The sequence below is a fragment of the Streptomyces sp. SID3212 genome (genome assembly GCF_009865405.1).
In the GTDB taxonomy this organism is placed as follows: domain Bacteria; phylum Actinomycetota; class Actinomycetes; order Streptomycetales; family Streptomycetaceae; genus Streptomyces.
In genome coordinates, this window is the sequence record NZ_WWJY01000094.1 from 1 (window position 1) to 633 (window position 633).

The following is a 633-nucleotide window of genomic DNA, read 5'->3' on the forward strand; positions in this document are numbered from 1 at the left end:
CCGACGTCCCCCTGGCGCTGCTCGGTTGGACCGTCGTCGGCGCCGGTCTGTCCGGCTGTGTCCCGCAGCTGTTCAGTGCGGCGGGGCACGCCGATCCGGACGCGGCCGGGGCCAACGTCTCGCGCGTGGCGGGCCTCGGCTACCTGGGGATGCTCGCCGGTCCCGCCGTGATCGGCCCGCTGACCCATGCGATTCCGCTGAACCTCACCTTCCTGCTCCCCGCGGCCTTCTGTGTGGTCGCCGGCTTCACCGCCCGGATCCTGAAGCCCGAGCCTTCGCTTGAGCCTTCCCTTGAGCCTTCCCTTGAGCCTGCGCGTGAGCCATCGGGTGAGCCCTCGCTTGAGCCCCGGCCTTCACCTGAACCCCAACTCGCTCCGGACAGCGCGGAGAAGGAGGCCCCCGCCTCCCGGCCCACGGCCGGCTGATCCCGCCCGTCCGGCGCTCGACGACACCTGACGACACCACCGGGCGGTTGTTCATCCGGGGTTCGCGCGGCGGCTGCCACCAGGCGTTAGGCATGGCACGGCAATCGGCACCCGTCTGCCCTGGAGGCGCATCGATGTCGTACCACCCGAACTCCCCCGAGTCCGCGGCCTCGCCCGGCCGTCGCGGCGTGCTGCGCGGCACCCTCGC

General features: G+C 72.5%; 1 pseudogene. It reads left to right on the plus strand.

The window, feature by feature from the left end:
- Nucleotides 1-425: pseudogene (locus GT042_RS38655) on the plus strand (hypothetical protein); the annotation flags it as partial.
- Between the last annotated feature and the right edge of the window lie 208 nt (nt 426-633).